The sequence below is a fragment of the Streptosporangium nanhuense genome (genome assembly GCF_059358815.1).
The window spans coordinates 1-2,379 of record NZ_JCADBG010000082.1 but is presented as its reverse complement, the minus strand read 5'-3'; the positions used below and the strand labels follow the sequence as shown (position 1 = coordinate 2,379).

The following is a 2,379-nucleotide window of genomic DNA, read 5'->3' as shown; positions in this document are numbered from 1 at the left end:
CGCTCGGCCACCACATGCCGCGCGAACACCGCCCCCAACCCACCGGTCCCACCAGTGATCAACACCGTCCCCTCGGGGTTCCAGAACCGGCTCGCCTCCCCCTCCAGGTCGGAACCGGACGCCACCCGCGCCAGGCGAGGCACCCACACCTCACCCCCGCGCACCGCCACCTGCGGCTCGCCCGAGGCCAGAAGCGCGGGCAGCGCCGACGCCGAGGACTCCCGATCGTCCACATCCACCAGCACGAACCGGCCCGGATTCTCCAACTGCGCCGACCGCACCAACCCCCACACCGCCGCAGCCCCCAGATCGGTGACCGTCTCACCCTCACCGGCCGCGACCGCACCCCGCGTCACCACCACCAGACGCGAATCGGCGAACCGCTCGTCGGCCAGCCACGCCTGAACCACATCCAGGACGCGAGCGGTCAGCTCATGGGCCGACTCCACCACCCCGCCCGCCGGATCCGAGACCACCTCCGCCAGCACCACGCCCGGCACCGGCCCTGCCTCCACCAGCGACGCCAGGTCCACGTACGCCGAGACCGCCCGCCCGTCCGCCCGGCACGCCCCGGCGATGTCCAAGGCATCCGGGCCGAGCACCGCCACCGGCACCCGGTCGGCCTCCGGCACACCGGCCATGGCCGTCCACTCCACCCGGAACAACGCGTCTCTACCGGAGGCGGTCAACCGCTCCGCCGCGACCGGCCGCAGCACCAGCGACCGCGCCGACACCACCGGCTCCCCCGCCGCGTCCACCGCCACCAACGAAACCGCGTCCCCCCGGGTCCTGGTCAGCCGCACCCGCAGCTCCGACGCGCCACCCGCGTGCAGGCACACCCCACCCCAGGAGAACGGCAACCGCCCACCCTCGGACTCATCCAGCCCGGCGAACGGCACCGCGTGCAACGCCGCGTCCAGCAACGCCGGATGCAGCCCGAACGCACCCGCGCCCGACGCCGCCCGCTCCGGCAGAACGACCTCGGCGAACACCTCGCCATCCCGGCCACGCCACGCCGCCCGCAACCCCTGAAACACCGGCCCGTAATCCAACCCACCCGCAACGAACCGCTCATACACCCCATCGAGCTCGATCACCGACGCACCCACCGGCGGCCACACCGCCGCATCGAACGACACGGCGGCGCGGTCCTCGTCAACGCCCACCCCGTCGGCGTGACCACCGTTCGCCAGCACGCCACCGGCGTGCCGTACCCAACCGTCGTGATCACCGTTCTCGGCCGACCGGGCATGGACACTCACCTCACGCCGACCCGAAGCGTCCGGCGCCCCCACCCGTACCTGCACCTGTACCGCGTCGTCCTCGCCCAGCACCAGCGGCGTGGTCAGGGTCAGCTCCTCGACCCGGTCGCAGCCGACCTGGTCGCCCGCCCGGATCGCCAGCTCCAGGAACCCGGTGCCGGGGAAGATCACCATGCCGCCCACCGCGTGATCGGCCAGCCACGGGTGCGATCGCAACGACAACCGCCCCGTCAGCAGCGCGTCATCGGAGTCGGCCAGGCGCACGGCCGCACCCAGCAGCGGATGGCCCGCCACCTCCTGTCCCAGACCACGGGCATCCGCGATCCGCCCGCCACTCGGCCAGAACCACCGGTGCTGGAAGGCATAGGTCGGCAACTCCACCCGGCGCCCGCCCGCGAGCACCGCCTGCCAGTCGAGGGGTACCCCGTGTACGTGCAACTCGGCCAGCGCCGTCATGATCGTCAACCGCTCGTCGCGGTCCCCACGCAGCACCGGCACCAGCACCGCGCCCGATTCCAGCGCGAGAGCACCCGAATCAGCACCGGCGAGCGCGGCGAGAGTGTCGTCGGCCATGGCGGTCAGCACCCCATCGGGGCCGAGCTCCAGATAGGCCCGTACTCCCTGCGCGTGCAGCGTCCGGATGCCGTCGGCGAAGCGGACCGCGCCGCGCACCTGCTCCACCCAGTAGTCCGGCGAGCCCAGCCGCTCCGCCGTCGCCGCCTCACCGGTCAGGGTCGACACCATCGGGATCCGTGGCGGGTTGTAGGTGAGGGTACGGGCTACGGCCCGGAACTCCTCCAGCATGGGGTCCATCAGCGGCGAGTGGAAGGCGTGCGACACCCGAAGGCGCTTCGTCCTGACCCCGCGCTCCTCCAGAGCTGCGGCGATCTCCAGCACCGCCTCCTCCACGCCGGAGATCACCACCGAGGACGGGCCGTTCACCGCCGCGACCGACACCTCACCCTCACGGCCCGCCAGCAGGTGGGCGACCTCCTCCTCAGAAGCCCGCACCGACACCATCGCCCCACCCGCAGGGAGCGCCTGCATCAACCGCGCCCGCGCCGCCACCAGCGCACACGCGTCAGCCAGCGACAGCACCCCGGCCACATGCGCCGCC

1 protein-coding gene is annotated in these 2,379 nt (G+C 72.9%); it reads right to left on the bottom strand.

What is annotated here, in order from left to right; genetic code table 11:
• Window positions 1-2,379, bottom strand: a 2,379-nt coding sequence (locus AC5L38_RS44020; RefSeq protein ID WP_495248784.1) for a SpnB-like Rossmann fold domain-containing protein, incomplete at both ends; no start/stop codon positions are given.